The organism is Paucibacter sediminis (genome assembly GCF_030254645.1).
Classification (GTDB): domain Bacteria; phylum Pseudomonadota; class Gammaproteobacteria; order Burkholderiales; family Burkholderiaceae_C; genus Paucibacter_B; species Paucibacter_B sediminis.
In genome coordinates this window covers 5,091,852-5,104,729 of record NZ_CP116346.1, presented here as the reverse complement: position 1 = coordinate 5,104,729, position 12,878 = coordinate 5,091,852, and the positions used below count along the sequence as shown (strand labels likewise).

Genomic DNA, 12,878 nt, shown 5'->3' with positions numbered 1-12,878 from the left:
GCCGCCTCAGCCCAGCGCTTCCACCCGCACGATGGCGAGCGAGAGGTTGTCGCCACCGCCACGCGCGCGCTGGCGGGCCTTGCTGATCAGCAGCTCGGCGGCTTCGCGCGGCGGCAGGCTGTGCAGCACGGTGCCAAGCTCGCGCGGGTTGAAGTAGTGCCAGAGGCCGTCGCTGCAGGAGATCAGGCTGTCGCCCACTTCCAGGCGCTCGATGAAATCCTCGGTGGGCACGGGATCGGTGACGGTGCCCAGGCAGCCGGTCAGCAGATTGGACTGCGGGTGCACGGCCGCCTCGGCCTCGGTGATCTGCCCCTCGTCCAGCAGGCGCTGCACATAGGACTGGTCCATGCTGCGCTTGAGCATGTTCGGGCCGCGGAAATGGTAGATGCGCGAGTCGCCGGTGTGCAGCCAGTAGCAGCGCCGGTCCGGGCAGATCAGGTAGGCCGCCAGCGTGCTGTGCGGCTCTTCCTCGGCCGAGATGGCGGTCAGCTTGATCATCAGATGCGCTTCCGAGGCGATCTGGCGCAGCAGCTCGGCGGCATCCTCTTCCTCGGGAACAAAGCGCTCGAACAGCTGCTCGGCCGTCAGCACCACCTGGTCGGCGGCCTTGCGGCCACCGCTCTTGCCGCCCATGCCGTCGGCAAGCACGGCCAGCAGGCAGCCGCTGCTGCGGCCGTGGCTGATGATCTCGACCTGATCTTGTTGATAGAGGCGGTCACCGCGGTGGATGCCGGTCGCAGCGTTCAGGCGAAAGCCAGGGGGAGTGCGGCTCATCCGAAAACTATAATCCCGAATCAATGCTCAAAGCGTCGCACGGTCGGCCCATGGATGAAGAACTTCACTCTCTGTCGCGCCGCCTGATTGAATTGCGCATCGAGCACGCCGATCTGGATGGCCTGATCGACGCCGTGGCGCAGACCCTGCCGCTGGACGAGCTGCAATTGCGCCGCCTGAAAAAGCGCCGCCTGGCCTTGCGAGACCAGATCACCCGACTGGAGATCGCCTGCGATCCCGATGAGCCGGCATAGCGCTTGAACTCACACACCGAACTCACCGCCGAACTTGCCCCCTCCGAACTGGAGCAATGGGTGGCGGCCGCCTTCGATACCGGCGGCCCGCTGGCAAGATCTGACCCCGGCTATGCGCCACGCGCGCCGCAGCTGGCGATGGCGCAGGCGGTGGCGCGCGCCGTGGCGCGCCGCGAAACCCTGGTGGTGGAGGCGGGCACGGGCGTGGGCAAGACCTTTGCCTATCTGGTGCCGGCCCTGCTCTCGGGTGGCCGGGCCCTCATCAGCACCGCCACCAAGAGCCTGCAGGATCAGCTCTTTCTGCGCGACCTGCCGCGCCTGTGCGACGCCCTGGGCGTGCCGGTGCGCATGGCCTTGCTGAAGGGGCGAGGCAGCTATCTGTGCCTGCACCGCATGAACCATGCGCGCGTCAGCGCCGAGCTGCCCGATCGCCGTGCCGTGCTGGCGCTGGCGCGCATCGAGCGCTGGGCGCAGCAGACGCGCAGCGGCGACTTTGCCGAGCTGGACGGGCTGGACGAGCGCTCGCCGGTGATCCCCATCGTCAGCTCCACGCGCGACAACTGCCTGGGCAGCGAGTGCCCGGAGTTCCGTGCCTGCTTTGTCGTGAAGGCGCGGCGCGAGGCCATGGAGGCCGACGTGGTGGTGGTGAACCACCATCTCTTCTTCGCCGACATGACGCTGCGTGATACCGGCGTCGCCGAGCTGCTGCCCAGCGTCGACATTGCGATCTTCGACGAGGCGCACCAGCTGGCCGAGGCCGGCGTGCAGTTTCTCGGCACCAATCTGGGCACCTCGCAGCTGATCGACTTTGCGCGCGATCTGCTGGGCCTGGGGCTGGCGCAGGCGCGTGGCCTGCAGGACTGGCAGGCCTTGCAGGCCACGCTGGAGCGCGCCGCGCGCGAGCTGCGCCTGGCCTGCGCCGGGCCGATGCGCGAGGTGCGCGGCCTGCTCAAGCTGCGTTGGCAGGACCGTGCCGGCCGGCCCGGCTTTGCCTCCGCCCTGGCTGAGCTGGCCTGCGCGGCGGACGAGGTGCTGGAGGCGCTGGCCAGCGTGGTGGAGCTGTCGCCCGACTTCAAGCGCTTGCAGGAGCGGGCCCAGCAGTTCGGCGAACTGGCGCGCCTGTTCTCGGCCGAGCCCGCGCCCGGCGAGGTGCGCTGGATCGATCTGAGCACGCACCAGGCGCGCCTGGTCGAGTCGCCGCTGGACATTCGCGCGGCCATGCAGGAGCAGTTGCAGGCGGCCCCCAAGGCCTGGGTCTTCACCTCGGCCACCCTGGGCGATGACGAGCGCTTGAGCTGGTTCACCGAGCCGGCGGGCCTGGACGACGCCACCGTGCTGCGCGTGGGCAGCCCCTTCAATTACCCCGAGCATGCGCGCCTCTACATCCCGCGCCGCTTTCCCAAGCCCTCGGAGCCCGATCATGCGCAGGAGGTTGCTGCGCTGGCGGCGCGCTGCGCGCGTGCGCTGGGCGGGCGCTGCTTCGTGCTCACCACCACCTTGCGCGCACTGCAGACGATTGGCGATGCCTTGCGCCAGAGCTTCGAGGAGGGCGGCGACGGCATCGCCGTGCTGGTGCAGGGGGCGGCGCCCAAGCGCCTGCTGCTGCAGCAGTTCCAGGCCGACCCGCGCGCCGTGCTGGTGGGCTCGGCGAGTTTCTGGGAGGGCATCGACGTGCCGGGCGACGATCTGCAATGCGTGCTGATCGACAAGCTGCCCTTTCCCCCGCCTAGCGATCCGCTGGTGGAGGCGCGCGTGCAGCGCCTGGAGCAGGCGGGCCGCAATGCCTTTGCCGAGTACTTCATCGCCGAAGCGGCGATCGCGCTCAAGCAGGGCGGCGGACGCCTGATACGCACCGAGAGCGATCGCGGCCTGCTGGTGGTCTGCGACCCGCGCATGGCGGGCATGAACTACGGCCGGCGCCTGCGCGCGGCCTTGCCGCCGATGGGCCAGCTGGCCGAGGAGGCCGAGGCGATGGCCTGGTTGCGGCAGCTGGCCGAGCAGCGCGACGAAGCATAAAAAAAGCGCGTGACCCGCACGCGCTTGTTGCCGGCCCAAGGGCCATGCATGCAGGCCCTGCTTACCAGAACTGCCACCACGCCTTGTTCTTGGCGCGCGCCTCCAGGCCGCCCGCCAGATAGGCGCTGTTGGGGAAGTTGGCCTTGAGCACGCGCGCGGCATCGTCGCGCAGCGGCGCCAGGCCCAGCCTGTCGTAGCTCTGCGTCAGGATGTAGAGCGCTTCCTCCACCGCCGGGGCGTACTGGAATTCCTGCATCGCCTGCTGGGCACGGTTGGCCGCCGCCACATAGGCGCCGCGCTTGAAGTAGTAGCGCGCCACATGCACTTCGTAGTCGGCCAGGCTGTTGGTGATGAAGTCCACGCGCACCCGCGCATCCTCGGCGTACCGGGACTCCGGGAATTGGTCCACCACCTGGCGGAAGGCCTGCAGGGCGTCGCGCGAGGCCTGCTGGTCGCGCTCGGTGACGTCCTGGCGCGCGATGCGGCCGAACAGGCCCAGGTCTTCGTTGAAGTTGACCACGCCCTTCATGTAGAGCGCGTAGTCCATCGCTGGGCTGGAGGGGTTGAGCTTGATGAAGCGATCCAGCGTGCTGACGGCCTGGGCGCGCTCGCCGCTCTTGTAGTAGGCCCAGGCCAGATCGAGCTGGGCCTGCTGTGCCATCAGGGTGCCAGCGGCACGGCCTTCGATGCGCTCCAGCGACTTGATGGCGCGCTCGTAGCTGCCGCCGGCAATATCTTCCTTGGCCTCTGCGTACAATTTGTCCAGGCTGGCCTGGGAATTGGGATCGTCCTTGGGAGACGAGGAGCAGGCCGCCAGGCCAAGGGCCAGCACGGCGGCCAGCAGAGCAGCGCTTCGGCGTCCCTTGGGGCCAGCAGACACCGGCGTCGCGTGACGCTTCTTCACCCAGTTTTCGATCATGGTCCCCACAGGTTGGCGCATGGGCGCCACCTTCAGCTGAATACGGAGCGGCGATTATATGGTTCAGGCCTTGCCTGTAGATGAAGGCTCAGGCCTGGACGAAATGGATGCGGTTGAGGCCGACGTCGAGGTGGAGACGCGCGTCGCGCAGGTGGATGAGGGCTGGCACTTGCAGCGCCTCGACAAATTCCTCGTGCAGCTGGCGCCGGAGTTCTCGCGCAACCATCTGCAGGGCCTGATCGAGCGCGCCTGCGTCAGCGTGAATGGCGTGCAGGCCGCCTCGGCCGCGCAGAAGCTGCGCGCCGGCCAGCAGGTGCGGGTGAGCCTGCAGCCCACCGAGGAAAGCAAGGCCTTCCGTGCCGAGCCCATGGACCTGCAGGTGGTGTTCGAGGACGAGCATGTGCTGGTGCTCAACAAGCCCGCGGGCGTGGTGGTGCACCCGGCCGCCGGCAATTGGTCGGGCACCATCATGAACGGGCTGCTGGCGCATCACGCCCCGGCCGCGGCGCTGCCGCGTGCCGGCATCGTGCATCGCCTGGACAAGGACACCTCGGGCCTGATGGTGGTGGGCAAGACGCTGGCGGCGGTGACGGCGCTGTCGCGCATGATTGCGGCGCGCGAGGTGCATCGGGAGTACCTGGCGCTGGCCGCGGGGCGGGTGCCCGGAAGCCTGGTGATCGAGGCGCCGCTGGCGCGCGACCCGGTCTCGCGCGTGAAGATGGCCGTGGTGGCCAGCGGCAAGCCCTCGCGCACCGACGTGTTCTGCCTGGGTTGGTCCGAGGGCATCTCGGCCCTGCATTGCGTCCTGCACAGCGGGCGCACCCACCAGATCCGCGTGCATCTGGCCTCGCGGGGCTTTCCGCTGGTGGCCGACGCACTCTACGGCGGCGCGCCCGCCTTGGGCATGAAGCGCCAGGCCCTGCATGCGGCACGGCTGAGCTTTGCCCATCCGATCGGTGGCGAGGCCCTGCGCTTTGATGCGCAATTGCCACAGGATTTGGCATCTGCCTGGGCTCTTGCTGGCTTGCCCGCACCGGAGTTCTGACCGTCCGCCCGCAACAAGGCTACAATCGCGCCATCGTTGACGCTGCGTGCGCCAGCACCGGGGGCTGTGTGACCCGGTGGCGCCGAACAGCCGGGCAGTATCCGAGTCGTCATGCGTCCGTGAGGGCGCACGCTCAGCCCCAGCATCGCAGGCCCTGACCGGCCCCACTGACTATCCGACGCCCCGCAAATGGCGATAGACCGTGACAACGCTCGACCTCAAGGTCGGGACAGGCATAACAGTCGATGAATACACAGGATGCAAAACGCGTCCTCGAGACTGCACTCATCTGCGCGCAGCAGCCGCTGACCTTGCGCGAGATGCGTGTCCTGTTTGCCGATGAGATCGGCGCGGACAGTCTGCGCACGCTGCTGGACGAGCTGTGCCGGGATTGGGACGGGCGTGGCGTGGAGTTGGTGACGGTGGCCTCGGGATGGCGTTTCCAGAGCCGACCCGAGCTGCGCGAGTACCTGGACCGGCTGAATCCGGAAAAGCCGCGCCGTTACTCGCGGGCCGTGATGGAGACCCTGGCCATCATTGCCTACCGGCAACCGGTGACGCGTGGCGACATCGAGGACATCCGCGGCGTGGTGGTCTCGACCGAGATCATCAAGCAGTTGGAAGACCGCAGCTGGATTGAAGTGATCGGCCACCGGGAAGCGCCCGGCCGGCCGGCCCTGTATGCAACGACGACGCAGTTCCTGGATGACCTCGGTCTGGCCAGCCTGGAACAACTGCCGGCGCTGGAATTGACCGGCAGCGACCAGGCCGAGGCCCTGGCGCAGGTGGCGCAGGCCTCCTTGCTGGACGAAGAGGCAGTACAAGAACCCGGCGCGGCCGACCCTCAGGTCGCCGCTGCCGCCGAAGAATCCCCAGGCGTGCCTGTGCCCGAGCTAGCTGCCGGGCATGAGCCCGCATCCGAACCGGCCCCGCCGGCTCCCGAGTCTGAGGCCACCGACAAGGTGCAAAGCGACGCATGAATTCCAACGACACCGATCCCAAGCCCGAAGGCGGCGTTCCCGAGGCAGCCGAGGCGCCCAAGCGCAAGCGCGCACCGGCCCGCGCCAAGCCGGTTGAGGGTGCCGAGGTGGCAGCCGTGGCCGCCGAGGCCGAAGCCAAGCCGGTGAAGCCGCGCGCGCCGCGCAAGACGGCCGCCAAGAAGGCCGATGTACTGGCCGACGAGCCGGCCCTCGCTCCGGCGCTTGAGCCGGTGGCCGAGCCGGTGACCGAGGCCTCGCCTGCCGAGGCGCCCAAGCGCCGCGCCCCGCGCAAGACGGCCGCCGCGGAAGCGCCGGCCGCCGAGGTGGCGGTGCAGCCCGCCGTCGCCGCACCGGTGCAGCTGGACCTGGCGCCGGCCGAGCCGGTGTCTGCCGAGTCGGCCGCCGAGGGCGTTGAGGGTGCTGGGGCTGGTGAGGAAGGTCAAGACGCCCAGGATGGCGAGCAGCGCCAGGGCCGCAACCGCCGCCGCAATCGCCGCGGCCGTGGCGGCGAGGCGGACGAGGGCGCACCGCGTGCCGACGCCCCGCGCGTCCAGGCCGAGGCGGCCCCCGAGCAGGTGCTGGCCGAGGTGGGCGAGCGCTTTGCCCAGGTGCTGGCCGGCGAGTACGACGAGAACGCGCCGGTCGAGGAGATCGAGGAAGAGGTGCAGGACACCAAGCGCGTGCTCGCACCCGAACCCGATGCGCCCAAGCTGCAGAAGGTGCTGGCGCAGGCCGGTGTCGGCTCGCGCCGCGACATCGAGGACATGATTGCCGAGGGCAAGATCACGGTGAACGACGAGGTCGCTCACATCGGTCAGCGCATCTCCTTCGGTGACCGCGTCAGCGTGGCCGGCAAGCCGATCAAGGTGCGCATCTCGCCGCCGGCGCCGCGCATCATTGCCTATCACAAGCCCGCCGGCGAGGTGGTCACCCACAACGACCCCGAGGGTCGTCCCACGGTGTTCCGCCGCCTGCCCAAGCTCTACCAGGGCAAGTGGCAATCGGTGGGACGCCTGGATCTGAATACCGAAGGCCTGCTGCTGTTCACCAACTCGGGTGAGCTGGCCAACCAGCTGATGCACCCGCGCTTCGGCGTGGAGCGCGAGTACGCGGTGCGCGTGCTGGGCACGCTGACCGACGAGCAGCGCGCCAAGCTGCTCAGCGGCGTGGAGATCGACGGCCAGGCCGCCAGTTTCAAGAGCATCGAGGATGGCGGCGGCGAGGGTGCCAACCACTGGTACCGCGTCATCATCACCGAGGGCCGCAACCGCGAGGTGCGCAAGCTCTTCGACGCCGTGGGCCTGGCGGTGAGCCGCCTGATCCGCATCCGCTACGGCACCGTGGTGCTGCCGCGCGGCCTCAAGCGCGGCGTCTGGGTGGAGTTGGACGACAACGATGTGCGCGTGATCCGCGGCCTGGCGGGCCATGTGCGCGAGAACCGCGGTGAGCGCGGTGAACGTGGCGAGCGTGGTGCAGAGCGCGGCGAGCGCGGTCCGCAGCGCGGCAACGATCGCAATGACAAGCAGCAGCGCGGTAACAACAACCGCCGCGCCGACGGCCGCCATGCCGGCGTGGGGCCGCGCCCCAGCCGCCCGGACCGGCCCGAGCGTCCTGGCGATCGGCCTGACCGGCCGGAGCGCCCGGAGCGCGCACCGCGCGAGGAGCGCTATGTCGACAACCGCGACAGCGGTGCCGACCGCGACGACCAGGACGACGACTTCATCCCGCGCAACGTCAACCCGCTCGAGCAGACCTTCGACCGGCGCTTCGCCGGCAAGTCGCGCGGCTTCCCGCAGGGCTTCGGCCATGGCGGCAGCGGCCCCCGTGGTGGTGGCGGTGGCGAACCGCGCGGCGGCAAGGGCCCGGGCAAGGCCGGCGACGGCCCGCGCCAGCCCGACCCGATGCAGACCTCGGTGGGCTATATCGGCGCCGATGCCTTCCACGGCCGTGGCGGACGCCGCGGTGGTGGTGGCGGCGGCGGTGGCGGCCGTTCCGGTGGCGGCGGCGGTCGCTCGGGCGGTGGCGGTCGCCATCGCTGAACAAGCATCCGTTGACGGGCCTGCGTCAGGCTGACATCAGGCCCGCAACTTCACACAGTACAATGCAAGGCTTTGCCAAGCCTCAGATTTCAGGAGAAAAACCATGGCTATCGAACGCACCCTTTCCATCATCAAGCCTGATGCCGTGGCCAAGAATGTCATCGGTCAGATCTACAGCCGCTTCGAAGGCGCTGGCCTGAAGATCGTGGCCGCCAAGATGGCCCACCTCTCGCGTGGCGAGGCCGAGGCCTTCTACGCCGTGCACAAGGCACGCCCCTTCTTCAACGACCTGGTCAACTTCATGATCTCCGGTCCCGTCATGATCCAGGCGCTGGAAGGCGAAAACGCCATCCTGAAGCACCGTGACCTGATGGGCGCCACCGACCCGAAGAAGGCCGAGAAGGGCACCATCCGTGCCGATTTCGCCGACAGCATCGACGCCAACGCCGTGCACGGCTCGGACGCCGCTGAAACCGCCGCCGTGGAGATTGCATTCTTCTTCCCCGGCATGAACGTTTACAGCCGCTGATCGGCGAATCGCCTCTTGTCGCGCTGGCCTCAAGAGGCCAGCATTGACGAGAAGGGGCACACACATGGACGCGGTCAACCTGCTTGGATTCGATCTCGAAGGCTTGGCTGCGTACTGCGAGCAGCTGGGGGAAAAGCGCTTTCGCGCCACCCAGCTGTTTCGCTGGATCCATCAAAAAGGGGCATCTGACTTTGCGCAGATGTCCGATCTGGCCAAGTCGCTGCGCGACAAGCTGGCCGGCCGGGCGCATATCACGGCGCTGCCGGTGATCTCCGAGCACCTCTCCGCCGACGGCACGGTCAAGTGGCTGTTCGATGTGGGGCAGGGCAATGCCGTCGAGGCGGTGTTCATTCCCGAGGACGATCGTGGCACGCTGTGCGTATCCAGCCAGGCGGGCTGCGCCGTGGGCTGCCGCTTCTGCTCCACCGGCCACCAGGGGTTCAGCCGCAATCTCGAGACCTCCGAAATCGTCGCCCAGCTCTGGTATGCCGAGCACAGCCTGCGCAAGCGCCTGAATACCCAGGAGCGTGTCATCTCCAATGTGGTGATGATGGGCATGGGCGAGCCGCTGCAGAACTACGGCGCCCTGGTGCCGGCCCTGCGCGTGATGCTGGACGACCATGGCTACGGCCTCTCGCGCCGCCGCGTCACCGTCTCCACCTCGGGCGTGGTGCCGATGATCGACCGCCTGCGCGAGGATTGCCCGGTGGCGCTGGCGGTGTCGCTGCATGCGCCCACCGATGCACTGCGCGACCAGCTCGTGCCGCTCAACAAGAAATACCCGATCGCCGAGTTGCTGGACGCCTGCAACCGCTATCTGGACAAGGCGCCGCGCGACTTCATCACCTTCGAGTACTGCATGCTCGATGGTGTGAACGACACGCCCGAGCAGGCGCAGGAGCTGGTCAAGCTGCTGCGCGGCCATGTCTCGTGCAAGATCAACCTGATTCCCTTCAACCCCTTCCCGGCCTCGGGGCTGAAGCGTTCGCCGCGCGAGCGCGTGATGGCTTTTGCCGAGGTGCTGATCAAGGCCGGCATCGTCACCACCGTGCGCAAGACGCGCGGTGACGATATCGATGCCGCCTGCGGCCAGTTGGCCGGCGAGGTGCAGGATCGCACCCGCGCGCATGTACGCATGGTGCGCGCGCCGGTTGTGGTCAAGAATGGTGCTGGCAAGTCCTCCTAGTCCACCACTCAGACGGTAAGCACATGGCCTCTTCGATGCAGCGCATCTCTTCCGGCGTCACGCCCTTGCTGGCGGGCCTGGCCCTGGCCGCACTGGCCGCCTTGGGCGGCTGTGCCGGCGTGGCCGGCAACAACGGCCAGGAGCCGCGCACGGAAAGCGACCAGACCGATGCCGACCGGCGCGCCAACGTGCGCCTGGAGCTGGCCGGTGGCTATTTCTCGCGCGGCCAGTACAGCACCGCGCTGGACGAGGTCAAGCTGGCCCTGCAGGCCAAGCCCGGCATGACCGAGGCCATCAATCTGCGCAGCCTGATCTTTGCCGCCATGGGCGAGCCCGAGCTGGCCGAAGAGGGCTTCAAGAGGGCCCTCAGCCTGGCGCCCAAGGATGCCGACACGGCGCACAACTACGGCTGGTTCCTGTGCCAGCGCGAGCGCTGGCAGGCCGCCAGCGCGCAGTTTGAGGCCGCCCTGGCCCAGCCGCAGTACCGTTTCCCGAGCCGCACCCTGCTGGCGCGCGGCGTGTGCGAGGCGCGCGCCGGCCAGCTCAACGATGCCGAACGCAGCCTCGCCAAGGCCTTCGAGCTCGAGCCCGCCAATCCGGCGGTGTCGGTGAACCTGGCCGAGGTGCTGCTGCGCCTGGGCCAGCTGGACCGCGCGCGCTTCTATGTACGGCGCGTCAACGCCCAGGCCGAACAGATCAACGCCTCCAGCCTCTGGCTGGAGCTGCGCGTGGAACGCCGCCTCGGCAATACCGCGAGCGTGGAGGATCTGGGCCAGCAACTGCGCCGACGCTATCCGCAGTCGGCCGAGGTCGCGGCCCTGAACAGCGGTCGATACGATGAATGAGGGACGTCGCATGACTTCCATGGTGACCGACGAGGCTCCGCCGGTGTCTGCCCCTGCCGTGCCCAACGCGCCGCTCACCGCGGGCACCGCCCTGCAGGCCGCGCGCCGTGCCCGCGGGCTGCACATCGCCGCGCTGGCCGCGATGCTCAAGGTGCCGCAGGCCAAGCTGGAGGCGCTGGAAGCGGATCGCCTCCAGGACCTGCCCGACGCGACCTTTGCCCGCGCCCTGGCCACGGCGATGTGCCGTGCGCTCAAGACGGATGCGGCGCCCGTGCTGGCCCTGCTGCCCAAGGGCAACGAGCCGGGGCTCGAGCGCGTCACGCGCGGCCTGAATCAGCCCTTCCGCGACCGCTCGGTGCGCGAGGAGGGCCTGTCGCTGGACCTGCTCAAGCGGCCGGTGGTGCTGGGTACGGTCGGGCTGCTGTTGGCGGCGGCCCTGGTCTACCTGGTGCCCGGTGCCTGGCTGACGGCGCTGACCGAGCGGGCCGAAACCGCGGTATCGAGCACGACGACGAACACCGCAGCCAACGGCGCGACCAGCCCCACGGCCGGCCCCGCGGCCAGCCTGCCCGGCCAGCCCGAGCCGGCGCCGGCGCCGGTGCTGCAAGAGGCCGCACAGCCACTGGCGGTGCCGAACGCTTCGGTGCCCGCGGAGCAGGGCGCCGCCCCCGCGCCGCTGGCGCAGGCCGTGCCGGCTCCGGTGATGGTGGCCGATGCGGCTGCCGCTGCCGCCACGCCCCTGCACATCCACACCCGTGCCGACTCCTGGGTCGAGGTGGTGGATGCCAAGGGTCAGGTCTTGCTGTCGCGCGTGTTGCGCGCCGGTGAACAGGCCGAGCTGGGCGGCCAGCTGCCGCTGAAGCTGCGCATTGGCAACGTGGCCGGCACCGAGCTGAGCTACAAGGGCAAGCCGGTGGACCTGCTGGCGCAGGCGCGCGACAACGTGGCGCGCTTCGAGCTGAACTGAATCTGGACGAAGAGAGCAGGGCCCGCGGCCCGACCGACGATGAGTGATGAGCAGAAGACCCTGAATCCCGCTGCCGTGGCCATTGCCGCCGCGCGCCCGGGTCGCCGTTTGACCCGCCAGGCCAGCGTGCGCTGGGGTGCGCGCGTGGTGACCATAGGTGGCGATGCGCCGGTGCGCGTGCAGTCCATGACCAATACCGACACGGTGGACGTGATCGGCACCGCCATCCAGATCAAGGAGCTGGCGGTGGCGGGCTCGGAGCTGGTGCGCATCACCGTCAACACGCCCGAGGCCGCCGAGGCGGTGCCGCATATCCGCGCCCAGCTGGACCGCATGGGCATCGATGTGCCCCTGGTGGGCGACTTCCACTACAACGGCCATCGCCTGCTGACCGAGTATCCCGAGATGGCCCAGGCCCTCTCCAAATACCGCATCAACCCGGGCAATGTGGGCAAGGGCGACAAGCGCGACCGCCAGTTCGCGCAGATGATCGAGGCCGCCGTCCGCTACGACAAGGTGGTGCGCATCGGCGTCAACTGGGGCAGCCTGGACCAGGAACTGCTGGCCCAGATGATGGACGAGAACGCGCAGCGTGCCGAGCCCTGGGATGGCCAGCAGGTGATGTACCAGGCGCTGATCCAGTCGGCGCTGTCCTCGGCCGACTATGCCCGCGAGCTGGGCATGAACCCCGACAACATCATCATCAGCTGCAAGGTCAGCGGTGTGCAGGACCTGATTTCGGTCTACCGTGCGCTGAGCGCGCGCTGCGACTACGCCCTGCACCTGGGTCTGACCGAGGCCGGCATGGGCACCAAGGGCACGGTGGCCTCGGCCACGGCGCTCTCCATCCTGCTGCAGGAAGGCATTGGCGACACCATCCGCGTCTCGCTCACGCCGCAGCCCGGCGAGGCCCGCACCCAGGAGGTGGTGGTGGCGCTGGAGATCCTGCAGTCGCTGGGGCTGCGCGCCTTCAATCCCAGCGTGACGGCCTGCCCCGGTTGCGGCCGCACCACCAGCACCACCTTCCAGGAGCTGGCCAAGCAGATCGACGACTATCTGCGCGAGCAGATGCCGGTCTGGCGCAGCAAGTACCCGGGGGTCGAGAACATGAAGGTGGCCGTGATGGGCTGCATCGTCAACGGCCCGGGCGAGAGCAAGCATGCCGACATCGGCATCAGCCTGCCCGGCACCGGCGAGGCGCCCGCCGCTCCCGTCTTCATCGATGGCCAGAAGGCCCTGACCCTGCGCGGCGAGAACATCGCCAGCGAGTTTCACGCCCTGGTCGAGAACTACATTGAGAAGCGCTTCGGCGTCGCCGTTTGAG

The 12,878-nt window shown here is 68.9% G+C and carries 12 protein-coding genes; 10 read left to right on the top strand and 2 right to left on the bottom strand.

Translation table 11 applies throughout. The features are described 5' to 3' along the window. Positions 1–6: 6 nt before the first annotated feature. Positions 7–774, bottom strand: a complete 768-nt coding sequence (locus PFX98_RS23655; RefSeq protein ID WP_285232927.1) for a PP2C family protein-serine/threonine phosphatase — start codon at positions 772–774, stop codon at positions 7–9. A 50-nt stretch (positions 775–824) separates the two neighbouring features. Here PFX98_RS23655 and PFX98_RS23650 point away from each other — a divergent pair, with 50 nt between their 5' ends. Together PFX98_RS23650 and yoaA are read left to right on the top strand one after the other, a co-directional pair. After that, the gene (locus PFX98_RS23650) at positions 825–1,028 is read left to right on the top strand and encodes a YdcH family protein (RefSeq protein WP_285232926.1); all 204 of its coding nucleotides are present in this window, start codon (positions 825–827) and stop codon (positions 1,026–1,028) included. A 3-nt stretch (positions 1,029–1,031) separates the two neighbouring features. Then, complete coding sequence (gene yoaA / locus PFX98_RS23645; RefSeq protein WP_483414194.1) at positions 1,032–3,044, top strand: DNA repair helicase YoaA; 2,013 nt, start codon at positions 1,032–1,034, stop codon at positions 3,042–3,044. A gap of 61 nt (positions 3,045–3,105) precedes the next feature. Here the strand turns inward: yoaA and PFX98_RS23640 are convergent, their stop codons facing one another. Continuing rightward, complete coding sequence (locus PFX98_RS23640; RefSeq protein ID WP_285232925.1) at positions 3,106–3,963, bottom strand: outer membrane protein assembly factor BamD; 858 nt, start codon at positions 3,961–3,963, stop codon at positions 3,106–3,108. Between the two features lie 103 nt (positions 3,964–4,066). Here PFX98_RS23640 and PFX98_RS23635 point away from each other — a divergent pair, with 103 nt between their 5' ends. The 8 genes from PFX98_RS23635 to ispG all read left to right on the top strand — a co-directional run bounded on the left by PFX98_RS23635 (position 4,067) and on the right by ispG (position 12,877). After that, positions 4,067–5,008 (top strand): RluA family pseudouridine synthase, encoded by a 942-nt coding sequence (locus PFX98_RS23635; RefSeq protein ID WP_285232924.1) that lies wholly within the window; start codon positions 4,067–4,069, stop codon positions 5,006–5,008. A gap of 245 nt (positions 5,009–5,253) precedes the next feature. Beyond that, on the top strand, positions 5,254–5,988 hold the full coding sequence (gene scpB, locus PFX98_RS23630) for an SMC-Scp complex subunit ScpB (RefSeq protein WP_285232923.1): 735 nt from the start codon (positions 5,254–5,256) through the stop codon (positions 5,986–5,988). Next, the gene (locus PFX98_RS23625; protein WP_285232922.1) at positions 5,985–8,027 is read left to right on the top strand and encodes a pseudouridine synthase; all 2,043 of its coding nucleotides are present in this window, start codon (positions 5,985–5,987) and stop codon (positions 8,025–8,027) included. Before scpB ends, PFX98_RS23625 begins: the two co-directional genes overlap by 4 nt. Positions 8,028–8,130: 103 nt before the next feature. Next, positions 8,131–8,556 (top strand): nucleoside-diphosphate kinase, encoded by a 426-nt coding sequence (gene ndk / locus PFX98_RS23620; RefSeq protein WP_285232921.1) that lies wholly within the window; start codon positions 8,131–8,133, stop codon positions 8,554–8,556. A gap of 64 nt (positions 8,557–8,620) precedes the next feature. After that, complete coding sequence (gene rlmN, locus PFX98_RS23615; RefSeq protein WP_285232920.1) at positions 8,621–9,742, top strand: dual-specificity RNA methyltransferase RlmN; 1,122 nt, start codon at positions 8,621–8,623, stop codon at positions 9,740–9,742. Positions 9,743–9,765: 23 nt separating this feature from the next. Then, entirely contained in the window at positions 9,766–10,587 is an 822-nt protein-coding gene (gene pilW / locus PFX98_RS23610; RefSeq protein ID WP_285232919.1) for a type IV pilus biogenesis/stability protein PilW, read from the top strand. A 10-nt stretch (positions 10,588–10,597) separates the two neighbouring features. Next, positions 10,598–11,554, top strand: coding sequence for a helix-turn-helix domain-containing protein (locus PFX98_RS23605; RefSeq protein ID WP_285232918.1), 957 nt, complete (start codon positions 10,598–10,600; stop codon positions 11,552–11,554). A gap of 39 nt (positions 11,555–11,593) precedes the next feature. Next, a complete protein-coding gene (gene ispG / locus PFX98_RS23600) occupies positions 11,594–12,877 on the top strand; it encodes a flavodoxin-dependent (E)-4-hydroxy-3-methylbut-2-enyl-diphosphate synthase (protein ID WP_285232917.1) in 1,284 nt (427 codons plus the stop codon). The last annotated feature ends 1 nt before the right edge of the window (position 12,878 follow it).